Consider the following 14,321-nt stretch of genomic DNA (forward strand, 5'->3'; position numbering starts at 1 on the left):
AGAATTGATCACACACTTGATGCGCTCTGTGTGATCAAGTCTGTGATCAATTCGCGAATCGGGGCCGGATCGCTCGCTCCTGATCCGAACGGAGTAGCGGAAGTCCATCGACTGGACTCCGGCAAAACGGGACGTACGCCCACTCGTCCGGGCTTCTTCGGGTGCGTAACGGGCGGGTTTCCGGGTGCCCGGACAGCCGCTCCCACCTGCGAATACCCGGTTCCGCACGCCTCGTGCAGCACGTTCCGGCCGCACTTGTCAAGCCCCGAGATATGCCCTGACCTGCGAAAACGCCATTCAGAAGAAGGCGTTCCCGTGTTACCCTGGATAGCCACGGAAGGGGTACCTGTCACATGACGTTCAAGGTTGGCGACACCGTGGTCTATCCCCATCACGGGGCCGCGCTGATCGAGGCCATCGAAACTCGCCAGATCAAAGGCGTGGACAAGACCTACTTGGTGCTGAAGGTCGCTCAGGGTGACCTGACGGTTCGTGTGCCGGCGGACAATGCGGAGTTCGTCGGTGTGCGTGATGTGGTCGGCCAGGACGGGCTGGATCGGGTCTTCGAGGTGCTGCGTGCACCGTATGCGGAAGAACCGACGAACTGGTCCCGTCGTTACAAGGCAAATCTCGAGAAGCTCGCCTCCGGCGATGTGATCAAGGTGGCCGAGGTCGTGCGCGATCTGTGGCGCCGAGAGCGTGAGCGCGGACTCTCCGCCGGTGAGAAGCGCATGCTCGCCAAGGCCCGCCAGATCCTGGTGAGCGAGCTCGCTCTCGCCGAGAGCACCAATGAGGACAAGGCCGAGGCTCTGCTCGACGAGGTTCTCGCGTCCTGAATATCAATGCCGTGGTGCCCGAGTGACTCAGACCTCTTATTCCCGCTAAGTCGTCTGTCGCCGGGCGCTGCGGCATGCGTACGCACCGGACGCCGTGATCCCCATGCGGTGATCCCTTGGATCTCCACGTGGTGATCTCTGACGAGCCCCCGGTCGTCGCACTCTGTGCCGGTGCGCTCAGCCACGCCACGGTGCGCGGTACAAGGTGTGCCGGGCCCGGGCAGCTGACTCGACCGGACGTCACGGAAGGGGCCGGTCGGGCCATCGCGCCCGGCACGCTGTGGCCATACCCATCTCGGCTGAGGAAGCAAACCTGAACGCCAACTCAATGTCCGCGACCCCGGATCACGGCGGCTCCGGCGCGTCCGGCCGACCCGCCCGCACCGCCGCCGTGATCCCCGCCGCGGGCCGCGGCGTGCGGCTGGGCCCGGGCGCCCCCAAGGCGCTGCGTCCGCTGAGCGGCACACCCATGCTCGTCCACGCCGTACGGGCGATGGCCGGATCCCGCTCCGTCTCCCTCGTCGTCGTGGTCGCCCCGCCGGACGGCGCCGACGAGGTACGGCGGCTGCTGGACGCGTATCCGCTGAGCGGCAGCCTCAGCGACACCACCGAGGTGGTGGTCGTGCCCGGCGGCGAGACCCGCCAGGAGTCGGTGCGCAAGGGGCTGGCCGCCGTCCCCGAGACCGTCACCACCGTGCTGGTGCACGACGCGGCGCGGCCGCTGGTGCCGGTGGACACGGTGGACGCGGTCGCCGCCGCCGTACGGGACGGATCGCCCGCCGTCGTCCCGGCGCTGCCGCTGGCCGACACCGTCAAGCAGGTCGAGCCGCGCACCGGGGAGCGGGCCGGCGAGCCCGAACCGGTCGTCGGCACCCCCGAGCGCGCCCTGCTGCGCGCCGTCCAGACCCCGCAGGGCTTCGACCGCGCCACGCTCGTGGCCGCCCACGAGAAGATCGCCCTGGAGGGCGAGGGCGCGACGGACGACGCGGGCATGGTGGAGCGGCTCGGCGTCGAGGTCGTGGTCGTCCCCGGCCATGAGGAGGCGTTCAAGGTGACCCGGCCGCTGGACCTGGTGCTGGCCGAGGCGGTTCTGGCGCGCAGGAGGGCGAACGATGGCTTCTGACCCGGTAGCGCTCCCCCTGGTGGGCATCGGCACGGATGTGCACGCCTTCGAGAAGGGCCGTGAGCTGTGGTGCGCGGGGCTGCTGTGGGACGGTGAGGAGTACGGAGAGTACGGACTGGCCGGCCACTCCGACGGCGATGTGGCCGCGCACGCCGCCTGTGACGCGCTGTTCTCCGCCGCCGGGCTCGGCGATCTCGGCGCCCACTTCGGCACCGACCGCCCCGAGTGGTCCGGCGCCGCGGGCACCACGCTGCTCGCCGAGGCGGCCCGGATCGTGCGGGACGCGGGCTTCGAGATCGGCAATGTGGCGATCCAGGTGATCGGCGTGCGACCCAAGATCGGCAAGCGGCGCGAAGAAGCGACGAAGGCGCTGACGGCGGCGGTGGGCGCCCCCGTCTCGGTGTCCGGTACGACCACGGACGGCCTGGGCCTGACCGGCCGCGCCGAGGGCCTCGCGGCGATCGCCACGGCGCTGGTGGTCCGGCGGTAGCGGGGGCGCTGGTGGTCCGGCGGTAGTGGGGACGCTGGTGGTCCGGCGGTAGCGGGGCGGGGACGTTCGGCTGCCGCCCACGCGTCCCACGCCCCCGGTTTCGTCCCGAGTGTCACGCTTCTGTGTCCCCGCCGGGGAAGCCGCACAGGGCACCGTTCACTTCCCACTACCCTTGATGCGTGACTATTCGCCTGTACGACACCAGCGCCCGGCAGATCCGTGACTTCACCCCGCTCAGGCCGGGCTGTGTCTCGATCTACCTGTGCGGCGCGACCGTGCAGGCGGCCCCGCACATCGGGCACATCAGGTCGGGGCTGAACTTCGACATCATGCGCCGCTGGTTCGCCCACCGCGGCTACGACGTGACGTTCATCCGCAATGTCACCGACATCGACGACAAGATCATCGCGAAGTCGGCGGAGCAGAAGCGGCCGTGGTGGGCGATCGGCTACGAGAACGAGCGCGCCTTCAACCAGGCGTACGACATCCTCGGCTGCCTCCCCGTGACCTATGAGCCGCGGGCGACCGGTCATGTCCCCGAGATGATCGAGATGATGCGGGAGCTGATCGACCGGGGCCACGCCTATGCCGCCGAGGGCAATGTCTACTTCGACGTGCGCTCGTTCCCCGAGTATCTGCGGCTCTCCAACCAGGATCTGGACGGGCTGCGCCAGCCCTCGGGCGAGGGCGAGATCGGCAAGCGCGACCGGCGTGATTTCGCCATGTGGAAGGCGGCGAAGCCGGGGGAGCCGAGCTGGGAGACCCCGTGGGGGCGCGGCCGTCCCGGCTGGCACCTGGAGTGCTCGGCGATGGCGCACAAGTACCTCGGGAGCGCCTTCGACATCCACGGCGGCGGCGTCGACCTGATCTTCCCGCACCACGAGAACGAGATCGCGCAGGCCAAGGCGTTCGGCGACGACTTCGCCGCCTACTGGGCGCACAATGCCTGGGTGACCATGAGCGGCGAGAAGATGAGCAAGTCGCTCGGGAACTCGGTGCTGGTCTCCGAGATGGTCAAGCGCTGGCGTCCGATCGTGCTCCGCTACTACCTGGGCACCCCGCACTACCGGTCGATGATCGAGTACAGCGAGGAGGCCCTGCGCGAGGCCGAGTCGGCGTTCGCGCGGATCGAGGGCTTCGTCCAGCGAGTGGTGGAGAAGGCCGGGAGCGTCGAGCCCGCCGCCGAGGTGCCGCCCGCCTTCGCGGAGGCGATGGACGACGACCTCGGGGTGCCGCAGGCGCTCGCGATCGTCCACACCACCGTCCGCCAGGGGAACTCCGCCCTGACCGCCGACGACAAGGAGGCGGCGGTCGCCCGGCTCGCCGAGGTGCGGGCCATGCTGGGCGTGCTGGGCCTCGACCCGCTCGATGAGCACTGGGCGGGCGGTTCGGACCGCGGTGAGGATCTGCACGGCGTGGTCGACTCGCTCGTCCGGCTGGTCCTGGAGCAGCGGCAGGCCGCGCGGACCCGTAAGGACTACGCGACGGCGGACGCGATCCGCGATCAGCTGCAGCAGTCGGGGCTGGTGATCGAGGACACCCCGTCCGGACCGCGCTGGGAGCTGGGCCAGCGCTGAGGCCCTGACCTCCGGTGCGGCCCTGGGCTTCCGTGAGGCCCTGACCTCCTGTGTTGTGCCGCCCGGCGCCCCGGGCGGCACACTTGTGACCGTACAAATGACCGCACAGACGCCTTTGACCTCACAGACGGGTGACGTTCGGCGTCCGAGCCGCTTGCTGAGCAGCGCTGAGCAGTGAAGAGACAGGTGACCATTCATGGCCGGCAACAGCCAGCGCAGGAACCGCCGTACCAGCAACAAGAAGGGTGCGACGGTCGGCAGCGGAGGTAAGCGGCGCCGCTCCCTCGAGGGCAAGGGGCCGACCCCGCCCGCCGAGATGCGCAAGGGACACGCCAAGCAGCGGATCGCCAACGCGCGGACCCGCCAGGCGGCCAAGCGCCCCGTCGCGCGCCGCGGCGGCAAGGGCTCGAGCGAGCTGGTGGTGGGCCGTAACCCGGTGGTCGAGGCGCTGCGCGAGGGCGTTCCGGCGAACACCCTGTATGTGCAGCAGTTCATCGACAGCGACGACCGGGTGCGCGAGGCGCTGAAGCTGGCCGCCGACCGCGGCGGCATCCACCTCATGGAGGCGCCCAAGCCCGAGCTCGACCGGATGACGAACGGCCTGAACCACCAGGGTGTGGTGCTCCAGGTCCCGCCGTACGAGTACGCCCACCCCGAGGACCTGAGCGCGGCCGCCTTCGACGAGGGCGAGGACCCGCTGATCGTCGCCCTCGACGGCGTCACCGACCCGCGCAACCTGGGCGCGGTGGTCCGCTCGGTGTCCGCCTTCGGCGGCCATGGCGTGGTCGTACCGGAGCGGCGCGCGGCCGGGATGACCGCGGGCGCCTGGAAGACCTCCGCGGGCACCGCCGCCCGCACCCCGGTCGCCCGCGCGACCAACCTCACCCGGACGCTGGAGGCCTACCAGAAGGCGGGCCTGACGGTGGTCGGGCTGGCCGCGGACGGCGAGCTCGAACTGCAGGACGTCGAGGCGCTGGACGGCCCGCTCGTGATCGTCGTCGGCAGCGAGGGGAAGGGGCTCTCGCGGCTGGTGGGCGAGACCTGCGATCTGCGGGTGCGGATTCCGATGCCGGGCGGCGCGGAGTCGCTCAACGCGGGGGTGGCGGCGGGGGTCGTCCTGTACGAGGCGGCTCGGCGGCGGGCGTAGGTGTTCGGGTCTTTGGCGCGGGGCCTTGGGCGGGGGCCTTGGGCGCGGGGGCGTTGGCCGGCGGCAGGTCTGTTTGATCCGGTGGGCCCCTGGCAGGGGTGCCGTCGGCTGGCTCCGGTCGTGGAGCAGGCTCGGTGCGGTTGACCGGGCCCCCGGCTGGGGCTCCGCCCCAGACCCCGCTCCTCAATCGCCGGAGGGGCTGGGTTGGGCCCCTCGACCGCCGGAGGCGCTGAGTTGGCCGACGGCGGCCGCCCCCAGGGCCTGCGTGGCGGCTGCCCCCGGTCCGGACCGAGAGCCGCTGTCGGCTGTCCGCCGGACCAGGGCCGACTTCGCCGGGTCCGCCAGGCGCCCCGCGACCGAGCGGGCCCGGGGCGGTTGTGGTGCGGGTCCGGGTTGGTCGTGGTGTGGGTCCGGCCGGGCCGAGGCCAGTGCGGTTAGGCCGTGGTGCGGGCCCGGTGCGGGCGCAAGGCGTGCACGGTGCGGTTGTGGCGTGGGCCAGGGGCGGGCGCAGTGCGGGTCCGGCCGGGCCGAGGCCGGTGCGGTTAGGCCGTGGTGCGGGCCCGGGGCGGTCGTATGGCGCGCGCGGCGCGGTCGTGGTGTGGGCCGGGTGTGACCGTAAGGCGGGCCCGAGGCGGTTGTGGTGCGGGTCCGGGTTGGTCGTGGTGTGGGTCCGGCCGGGCCGAGGCCAGTGCGGTTAGGCCGTGGTGCGGGCCCGGGGCGGGCGTATGGCGTGCACGGTTCGGCCGTGGGCCGGGGTGTGGGTGGCCTGGCCCGGGCTGGTCCCGTGGCCGATGATCTTGACGGGCCTCGGACAGATCGGGACGTCCCCGGCAGTGTCTTTCCCGTCCGTCACTCGGTTAGTTGGGCGTGGAGACCAGAAAAGCCCGCATGCCTTCGCCCCTGGCGGGAAGCGCGCGGGGATTCGACGACGAGCCACAGCTGACCATGGCCAAGGTGCCATGCGATCCCGCGCAGGTCGCCGTCAACGCCCCGAGCTTCCGGGTGCAGCTCAGCGCCCCGGTCGTCAGCAGCGCGCTGACGAACACGGCCCGGCTCACCCGCGTCCCGGCCCCGGGCCGGCGTCGGCCGCCCGTGGTGTGGAGCGGCCGCACCCGCCCCGGCGGGGACACCGCGGCGACCCGGCTGCTGCAGGCCGTGCGGTACTCCGCCGAGGGGTTGACCGACAGTCTGTCCGACGGCCTCTCGGACCGGCTGTCCGACGGCCTGTCGGATGGCCTGTCCGATGGCCTGGGCCGTTCCCGGGCCGGGGAGGGCGCCGAGGACGTGGGCGCCACGCAGGTGCTGCCGCGGATCGCCTTCGACGACGACGCCCCCACGGTCATCGGCCCGCGCAGCTCCCGTACGGAGAACGCGCCCCGGTCGTCCGGCGGGCGGCGCCGTCCGGGCGCGGACGGCCCGGCCGGGGCGAGCGGGGCGAGCGGGGCGAGCGCGGCGGCCCGGGCGGCCGGGGCGGAGCGGCGCGGCGCGGCCTCCGGACGACCGGGCGCCATCGACGGCGACGACGGGTCCGAGCCGCGGAGCGCCACCGTGCCGCGTCCGCGCCGCCACTCCGAGTCCGTACGCCACGCCTACCACCCCGGGCGCCGGATGAACCTCGGCGTCGTCCTGCTCCCGCTGCGCATCTTCCTCGGCTTCATCTCCGTCTACGCGGGGATGGGCAAGCTCTCCGACCCCGTCTACTTCGACGGCGGCGAGCGCGGTTCGATGGTCACCTGGCTGCGCACGCTGCACCCCTGGCCGATCGCGGAGCCGCTGCGCGACCTGGCGCTGGAGCATCCGGTGGGCGCCGGGCTGACCGTGGCGTTCCTGCAGATCGTGGTCGGGGTGCTCACCGTGCTCGGGCTGTGGCAGCGGCTGGCCGCCTCGTTCGGGGCGCTGCTGTCCGCCGCGCTGATCCTCACCGTGAGCTGGCGTACGGTGCCGGTCTACGACGCGCCCGACATCATCTACCTCGCCGCCTGGAGCCCGCTGGTCATCGCGGGCGCTCCGGTCTACTCGGCGGACGCCCGGCTCGCCGGCGAGGCATGGCGGCGGCTCGGCCCCCGGGCCGAGCTGTGGGAGCTGCGGCGCCGGGTGCTGCGCCGCGGGGGTGTGATGGCGATGGTGGTCGCCGGGCTGACGCTGCTGATGGGCTCGATGCTGGGCACCGCCGTACGGTCCTCGGAGGTCGTGAAGGCGCCGGAGCCGAGCGATCTGCCGACGAACAACCTGCCCGGCTCGCCGCTGCCCAGCAAGTCCGTGGAGAGCCCGCGCGGCGGGCAGCGCGGGCCGATGGGCACGGGCGGCGGATCGGCCGGTGCGCCGTCGCCGCGCGAGCGGCTGCCGCACCGCGCCAAGCCGTCCGCCTCGGCGTCGGCGTCCTCCTCCGGGGTGCCGAGTGCGACGGGGCCCGCGTCCGGTACGTCCGACCGCCCCAGCAACGGATCGCGGTCGCGCCCGGGCCTGGGCACCACCCCCCGCTCTCCGCGCCACCCCCTGGCCCCGACGGCGGGCCCGTCGTCGCTGGGCGGCGCCGGGGGCGGGATGTCGGCGGGCGGCCCGGAGGGCGGCCCGCCGGAGGACAACACGTCCAGCTACAGCGACCCGGCCACCGACGAGGCCGCCTTGGGCGGCCTCCTCGGCTGAGCCGGGCCAGGACCAACGGGGCACCGCCCCGGGGGAGCCCGAGGAGCCCGAGGAGCCCGAGGGGCCGGAGGAGTCCGAGGCGGACGAGGCGGACGAGGCGGGCGAGGCGGGCGAGGGCCCAGCGGGTGGGCGGCGGCCGGTGCCCGCGCTCACCAACCCGCCTCGCCCGTGAGCGGACAGCGAGTCCGCAGGCGGACGAGGGATCAACGGGCGGGTGACGCCTGTTGAGGCGCTCAACACCGCCCCGCCCGCGGGCGGGCGACGAGCCAGGCCGGCACCGCCCGAGCCCCCGAGCACCGAGGCACTCAAGCCCCCGGCCATCGAAGCCCCCGGCACCGGGAACGGGGAGCCCCCGCCTCCACGCACAGTCGCCCGCGCGCAGCCGCTCAGCCGTGTGGCACCGGGGCTGTGTCGAAGGAGCCGTGGCCCTGTGGGGCTGGGCCCGAGGCGAGTTCCTTCGCGGCCTCGGTCAGATCCTTCGCGGTGTCGATGGCCCGCCAGTACGCGCCCTGGGGCAGCGGGAACCCCGCCAGCCGCCGCTCCCGTGCCAGGCGCGGGAACGTGGTGCGCTCATGGTCGCCCCGGTCGGGCAGCAGCGCGGTGAAGGCGGCGGAGAAGACGTAGACGCCCGCGTTGATGAGATACGGCGAGGGCGGCGACTCGATGAAGTCCAGGACGTGCCCGAACTCATTGGTCTCCACCGCGCCCCACGGAATCCGCGGCCGGGCGAGGGCGAGCGTGGCGGTGGCCCCGCGTTCGTCGTGGAAGTCCGCCATGTCGCGGAGCGAGAAGCGGGTCCAGATGTCGCCGTTGGTGGCGTACCAGGGCTGGTCGGGCTCGGGGAGCCTGGCGGCGGCGAACTTCAGGCCGCCGCCGCGCCCCAGCGGCTCCTTCTCGACGACGGTCCGAACCCGCAGCGGCAGGTCCGCCGTCTCGAGCCAGTCCTGGAGGACGGCGGCGAGGTGGCCGCAGGAGACCACGGCGTCGGTGACGCCCTCGGCGGCCAGCCAGGCCAGCTGATGGCCGATGATCGGGGTCCCGGTGCCCGGGATCTCGACCATCGGCTTGGGGCGGTCGTCGGTGTACGGACGCAGCCGTGAGCCCTGGCCTCCGGCCAGGACGACGGCTTGTGTGGGGCGCGCGGTCTGGTGGGGATGCCCGGGTCTGCGCTCGTCGTCATCGCTCATGAACCGCACCATATGCGGTGGGAGGACCGCCGCAGGCGGAGCCGGAGCGGGAACGGCGGCAAGAGCGGGAAGAGCACGGGCGGTACGGGCCGCGGCGGGAGCCGCGCGGCCTCGGCGGGACGGGTGACGCGGTCAGCGGTACGCCTGGGTGATACCGGAGGCGAACGAGGTGTCGCAGACGGGCCGGGCGTACGCCTGGGCGCGGCTCACACCGCCGTACTTGGCGACCGCGGCGCGGCCCAGCGCACGGGCGATGGAGGCGCAGTGCTGGGCGAGCGAGGGCCGTTCGGCGGTCGCGGCCTGGAGGTGGGTGAGCGCCACGGAGGGGTTCTTCTCCTGGAGCTCGGCCAGCAGCCGGTCGCGCAGCAGCTCGTGCGGGGCCCGGTGGGTGGCGTGGGTGGACGCCCGGTCGGAGGAGGCGGTGAGGATCTGCGACTCGGCGCTCGGCGAGGCCCAGGGGACGCGGGTGACCGCGAGGGTGCCGGAGAGGACGAGCACGACGGGGAGGACGAGAGCGAGTGTTCTGCCGATGCGGCGGGCTGCGGTGTTCACGGGGTAGTTCCTCGCGGGTGGGTGGTACGGGACTGCGGTACGCGGCGATCGTAGCGAGGAGCGACGATTTGGCGACATTCCGTCACCAGGCTGGGTGATGGAAAACCACCCTTGGCGATCGGGAGGTTGACGCTCGGGGCCGAAATGGTCGAAATGTCGGGGAATTTATCGACAACGCAACAACGCAACAACGCGACGGCCGCCCCGCACAACCCAACAGCCGCCCCCGCACAACGCGACGGCGCCGCCCGTCCGCGTGCAGCGGACGAACGGCGCCGTCGGAACGACTACCTGGCCAAGCGGCCTCAGTCGCTGAGCCGCTCCCCGGTGGAGGTCGAGAAGACGTGCATCTCGCCCGGCCGCGGCACGACGTGCAACTGCGCGCCCTTCTCCGGCACCTGGCGCCCGTTCACGCGGACGACCAGGTCCTTGTCCTCGCCGCCGACCTCGGCGGCGCCGTAGACATAGCCGTCGGCGCCGAGCTCCTCGACGACGTTGACGGTGACGGCGAGACCGGCCGGGGCGTCGTCGGACGCCTTGGTGAGGGCCTTGGCGGCGCCGCCGTTCTGCTCGACCACGTCGAAGTGCTCGGGCCGGACGCCCACGGTGACCGTGCGGTCGCCCTTGTCGGCCGCGGCGCTCAGCGCCTCACGCGAGACCGGGACGACGCTGTTGCCGAACTTCACACCGCCGTCGGTGATCGGCACCTCGACGAGGTTCATCGCCGGCGAGCCGATGAAGCCCGCGACGAAGAGGTTGGCGGGGCGGTCGTACATGTTGCGGGGCGAGTCGACCTGCTGCAGCAGGCCGTCCTTCAGCACCGCCACCCGGTCGCCCATGGTCATGGCCTCGACCTGGTCGTGGGTGACGTACACCGTGGTGATCCCGAGCCGCCGCTGCAGGCTGGCGATCTGCGTACGGGTCTGCACACGGAGCTTGGCGTCCAGGTTGGACAGCGGCTCGTCCATGAGGAACACCTGCGGCTCCCGGACGATCGCCCGGCCCATCGCCACACGCTGCCGCTGACCACCGGACAGTGCCTTCGGCTTGCGCTCCAGGTACTCGGTGAGGTCGAGGATCTTCGCCGCGTCCTCGACCTTCTGCCGGATCTCGGTCTTGTTGACGCCCGCGATCTTGAGCGCGAAGCCCATGTTCTGGGCGACGGACATGTGCGGGTACAGCGCGTAGTTCTGGAACACCATGGCGATGTCCCGGTCCTTCGGCGGCAGGTGGGTGACGTCCCGGTCACCGATCCGGATGGTCCCGCCGTTGACGTCCTCCAGCCCCGCGAGCATCCGCAGGGAGGTGGACTTTCCGCAGCCGGAGGGGCCGACGAGGACGAGGAACTCGCCGTCCTCGATGGCGATGTCGAGCTGATCGACGGCGGGCTTCTCAGTGCCCGGGTACACCCGGGTTGCCTTGTCGTACGTGACCGTGGCCATGGTGATCTGTCCCTTCACCGGCAGGAACGTGCCGGACGATCCGAGTAAAGGAGGGGTCTAGTCCACCGGAGGTGGATTGGCGTGACGCTATACCGCAGAGGGCGGCCATGTCTCTAGGCAGGCCACGAGAATTTTCGAACGGATCATGTCCCGGGGGCGGGTACACTGCTGGGGATGCCGACTTAGCTCAGCTGGTAGAGCACCGCTCTTGTAAAGCGAAGGTCGTCGGTTCGAACCCGACAGTCGGCTCTGCGAAACCGCAGATCACACACGTGATTCTGCGGTTTTTCCTTGCCGCGGCGCTCTCGGCGGCATCTTCCGGAGCCGGAGCCGTGGGCCGTGGGCCCGCTGGCCCGCGGCCCGCCGCCAGCCGGTGGCGCGGGTCGAGCGGGACCGGGGCCGCCGGGCCGGGGCCGCGGGGCCGGGTTCATGGGCCGGGCGTCGCCCGGACGGCGGCGTCGGATGATGTTGCCACTTGCAGCTTCCTGCATCCGCTGTTGCCGAACGGGATTCGATCCGTTGATATGGCCTGGACGCGGATAAGGGGGAAGAAATGCATGAGCGTGAGGTTCGTGCCTTCGTATCCATCGCCGAGATCGGACGCATGGATGAGGCGGCAAAGGCGCTGGATTATTCACAGCCGGCCATCAGCTACCAGATCAAATGCCTTGAACAGGCTTTGGGTGTGCGGCTTTTTACGCGTGACTCCACCGGTACTCAGTTGACCAAGGCGGGGCGCGCGATTCTTCCGTCCGCGCGGGCAGTGCTGGCCCTCATCGACGACATGAAGGACGCGTGTGCGGCGGCCTGAGGGGCGTGTCACCGGAAGTCCCACAGTGGGCCCGGTGCACCGGTCTCGACCGGTACAGTCCGGATCGCACCCTTGCGGCATATCCGCGCCCATGCATGGACAGCGCTGTCATCACTGTAAAGTGCGTCACCTTCGGGGTGCGGCGGCTCTGCGCAGACCTTGCTTTCGGTCCGGTGAACACCTGATTGACCTGCGGTTTCGCGACGTTGGCCGGTGGTCGGCGAAGTTAGCGGGTCGTATCGAGGCCGACGTCGGCGGATAGCTGACAGCAAGCGGTCATCGGGCCCTGTCTTGATAGCTCACCGTTTCCCTCCGACTGCGCTCTGCGTCCGGAGCGCGATCGTCCGAGCCGCGCTTCCCGGCAGATGTGCAACTTGATGTCAATCCCGGGGCCCGGGAACGGAGCGGGATCAGTTTCCGTTCGAGGGGTGACCGATTTATCTGAACGTTATCAACTATGATGCATTGACTGAGGTGCGGCCAGCGAACTAATCTCGCCGCCGCACGGCTTAGGGGGCGGCCTTCTGGGGAGAGCGCACGCAAGTTAACCCGCACTTGAACGTATGTGAATGTATGTGAATGTGCGGGGGTGCAAGGGGGAGTGGGCAGTTCCGATGCCCGAGTCATTCGGGGATGAGAACACTGGGGAATGCGTCGGCGTCATACGGCTGAGCCCCGGCCGTCCGGCCGCTCGGCGTTTCATCGACGGGTACGCGGCAGGGATGTCGCGTACCGCATGGGGGAGTCATGTCAGAACTGTCGAATTCAAGTGGAAGATCCGACGGCGTAGAAGAGACGCTCCAGCAGGTATGTGAGCTCATCGAATCGGCGGTGACCCTGCACCGCAGCATTCCGCCGCAGCCCTCGCCCATGGTGCTCGTCACCGACGGAGTGGCGGTCGCGCAGTCCGTCGGGCGGTTGCTGGCCGGTGCCAAGTACAGCGTCAGCGTGATCGTTCCGGGCGCGCTGGAGCGGGCCAGGCCGATGCTCGCGCTGATGGGACGGTTCGCCGCGGTGGCCAAGTCCGGTGTCACCGTCCGGCTGCTGTGCACCCCGCAGGTGCTCGCGGTCCCCCACGGCGTCCTCGCCGCGGCGCGCGGCGGCCAGCTGGGCTTCGACGTCCGGGTCACCGACGCCGATCTGCACGGGACCGTCATCGTCGACGGCAAGGCGGCGTTCGGGCGTTCGGGGCCCGAGCGCGACGGTCGCTACGCCACGGTCAACACCGATCTCGCCTCCGTGCGCGCGCTCTACCTGATGTTCGCCGGGGTCTGGGGCAGCGCGATGCCGGTGCATGAACATCTGAGGCTGGCCGAGCGGCTCCGCTCGGACTCCATGCGGGTGATCCTCGAGCGGCTCAGCGAGGGGCACACCGACGACGTCGCGGCCAAGAAGATCCAGATCTCGCTGCGAACCTATCGCCGCCATGTGGCGACCATCATGCGGGACGTGGGCGCGAGCTCACGCTTCCAGGCAGGGGTGCGCGCGGTCGAGCTCGGGCTGCTCACCCCATCGGGCAGCGAGCTGGTGGATTGAGCGAATTCACGGGGGTGAGGGCAATGAGGGTTCCTACGCCAAAGGGGGCCGGAGTCCAGCGACAGCACGAGGACGGCGACGGCGACGGTGACGACGAGCACCCCGGGGACGACATCACCCAGGAACTCCTGGCGGTCCAGGCGCTCATCGAATCCACGGTGGTCAAGCACCGCGACCGGCAGCTGCGGAACTCGTGGGTGGCGGCCGTCGAGGCGGACGACAAGGAAGTGCACGCCGCCGCGCAGGACCTGCTGCGAACGGCCACCGACCGGGTGGACGTGGTGCTGGCGGCGGAGGCCGCACATGTGCACGTTCTGCACGGCGTCCTCGACCACTGGCTGCGGTCGGGCGGCGACACCGTACCCACCCGGATGCTGTGTGCCCGGAACACCGTGGACTGGGGCTTCGTACAGCGGCATGTGAGGGACGGGAACTCCCTGGAGGTGCGGGTGGCGCGCATCCCGCTGCTCGCCGCCCTCATCGTGGACGGCCAAGCCGCGTTGGTGTGCGCGGACTCGGCCGCGGGCCGACGCGCCTCCACCCTTCGCGACTCGGGGGTCATCGAGACGCTCCAGACGCTCTTCGACGGCATCTGGCGGACCGCGCTGTCGGCCGGCGAGCGCATCGAGCTGGGCGAGAGATCGCGCGGGGAGATGGTGCGGCCGATCCTGGAGCGGCTGCGGCTGGGGGCCACCGATGAGGTCGCGGCCCGCGAGTTGGCGGTCTCCGTCCGCACATACCGCCGCTATGTGGCTGAAATCATGGACCTGCTGGGCGCCAACTCACGGTTTCAGGCCGGGGTACGGGCGGCGGAATTGGGCCTGCTGCCCATGACGCCGTCCCAGGACGCTCCGAAGCCCTCGAGATGATGGCCGGAAACGGCGAGCGGAGCAGGGCCTCCGGAGGCCGGAAAGGCCGGTGACCGGGAGGCCCTGCCCGGGTCTGGCAGCTTCCTGTAGTGCCCTTTGCGGAGG

The 14,321-nt window shown here is 71.2% G+C and carries 12 protein-coding genes and 1 tRNA gene; 10 read left to right on the forward strand and 3 right to left on the reverse strand.

All coding sequences use genetic code 11. The features are described from left to right. Positions 1-353 precede the first annotated feature (353 nt). From J8403_RS24020 to J8403_RS24045, 6 genes are all read left to right on the forward strand, one after another. Entirely contained in the window at positions 354-836 is a 483-nt protein-coding gene (locus J8403_RS24020) for a CarD family transcriptional regulator (protein WP_009716930.1), read from the forward strand. A gap of 328 nt (positions 837-1,164) precedes the next feature. After that, the gene (gene ispD / locus J8403_RS24025; RefSeq protein WP_211124963.1) at positions 1,165-1,959 is read left to right on the forward strand and encodes a 2-C-methyl-D-erythritol 4-phosphate cytidylyltransferase; all 795 of its coding nucleotides are present in this window, start codon (positions 1,165-1,167) and stop codon (positions 1,957-1,959) included. Next, positions 1,949-2,449 carry a 2-C-methyl-D-erythritol 2,4-cyclodiphosphate synthase gene (gene ispF / locus J8403_RS24030; RefSeq protein WP_211124964.1) on the forward strand — a complete coding sequence of 167 codons (501 nt, stop codon included), beginning with the start codon at positions 1,949-1,951 and terminating at the stop codon, positions 2,447-2,449. Before ispD ends, ispF begins: the two co-directional genes overlap by 11 nt. A gap of 179 nt (positions 2,450-2,628) precedes the next feature. Further along, on the forward strand, positions 2,629-4,026 hold the full coding sequence (gene cysS, locus J8403_RS24035; protein WP_211124965.1) for a cysteine--tRNA ligase: 1,398 nt from the start codon (positions 2,629-2,631) through the stop codon (positions 4,024-4,026). 196 nt (positions 4,027-4,222) lie between these two features. Further along, positions 4,223-5,173 carry a 23S rRNA (guanosine(2251)-2'-O)-methyltransferase RlmB gene (gene rlmB / locus J8403_RS24040; RefSeq protein WP_211124966.1) on the forward strand — a complete coding sequence of 317 codons (951 nt, stop codon included), beginning with the start codon at positions 4,223-4,225 and terminating at the stop codon, positions 5,171-5,173. Between the two features lie 888 nt (positions 5,174-6,061). Next, on the forward strand, positions 6,062-7,819 hold the full coding sequence (locus J8403_RS24045) for a DoxX family protein (protein ID WP_211124967.1): 1,758 nt from the start codon (positions 6,062-6,064) through the stop codon (positions 7,817-7,819). Between the two features lie 386 nt (positions 7,820-8,205). Here the strand turns inward: J8403_RS24045 and J8403_RS24050 are convergent, their stop codons facing one another. The 3 genes from J8403_RS24050 to J8403_RS24060 form a co-directional block, all read right to left on the reverse strand. Beyond that, positions 8,206-9,006, reverse strand: a complete 801-nt coding sequence (locus J8403_RS24050; protein WP_211124968.1) for a nucleotidyltransferase family protein — start codon at positions 9,004-9,006, stop codon at positions 8,206-8,208. 132 nt (positions 9,007-9,138) lie between these two features. Then, entirely contained in the window at positions 9,139-9,558 is a 420-nt protein-coding gene (locus tag J8403_RS24055) for a hypothetical protein (protein ID WP_211124969.1), read from the reverse strand. Positions 9,559-9,863: 305 nt separating this feature from the next. Further along, positions 9,864-11,000: an ABC transporter ATP-binding protein gene (locus J8403_RS24060; protein WP_119994499.1), complete on the reverse strand. Its 1,137-nt coding sequence runs from the start codon at positions 10,998-11,000 to the stop codon at positions 9,864-9,866. Between the two features lie 176 nt (positions 11,001-11,176). Between J8403_RS24060 and J8403_RS24065 the strand changes: the two genes are divergently transcribed. From J8403_RS24065 to J8403_RS24080, 4 genes are all read left to right on the forward strand, one after another. After that, positions 11,177-11,249: transfer RNA gene (locus J8403_RS24065), tRNA-Thr, on the forward strand. A 304-nt stretch (positions 11,250-11,553) separates the two neighbouring features. Further along, entirely contained in the window at positions 11,554-11,811 is a 258-nt protein-coding gene (locus J8403_RS24070; protein ID WP_211124970.1) for a LysR family transcriptional regulator, read from the forward strand. Positions 11,812-12,642: 831 nt separating this feature from the next. Beyond that, on the forward strand, positions 12,643-13,347 hold the full coding sequence (locus J8403_RS24075; protein ID WP_211124971.1) for a helix-turn-helix transcriptional regulator: 705 nt from the start codon (positions 12,643-12,645) through the stop codon (positions 13,345-13,347). A gap of 23 nt (positions 13,348-13,370) precedes the next feature. After that, a complete protein-coding gene (locus J8403_RS24080) occupies positions 13,371-14,216 on the forward strand; it encodes a LuxR family transcriptional regulator (protein ID WP_246585958.1) in 846 nt (281 codons plus the stop codon). Positions 14,217-14,321 lie beyond the last annotated feature (105 nt).

It is taken from the genome of Streptomyces yatensis, assembly GCF_018069625.1.
GTDB lineage: Bacteria > Actinomycetota > Actinomycetes > Streptomycetales > Streptomycetaceae > Streptomyces > Streptomyces yatensis.